The 231-nt window shown below is 61.0% G+C and carries 1 pseudogene; it reads left to right on the top strand.

Features of this window, described 5'->3' with window-relative positions:
* Positions 1-231: pseudogene (locus A3709_RS23800) on the top strand (hypothetical protein); the annotation flags it as partial.

Here is a 231-nt window from a genome sequence, read left to right as displayed (position 1 = left end):
CGTCTGCTGGCAGAACAAAGCAAATCCATTGACGGCACCTTCACACGCCATATCAGCGCCCAGTTACGCAGCGGGGAACCGCCACTTCCCGATCTCGAGGCAGTGGCCGCTAGCCTGCACGTATCGCAACGCACCCTCAATCGACGCCTACTGCAGGAGGGCAGCAGCTACCGCCAGTTAAAATCAGCGGCGCTCGCCCACTGGGGCAAACTCTACCTGGAGCACACCGAC

Origin of the sequence: Halioglobus sp. HI00S01 (assembly GCF_001635445.1) — a bacterium.
GTDB lineage: Bacteria > Pseudomonadota > Gammaproteobacteria > Pseudomonadales > Halieaceae > Halioglobus > Halioglobus japonicus.
The sequence above is the reverse complement of the archived record's forward strand: the minus strand, read 5'-3'. Positions and strand labels throughout refer to the sequence as shown.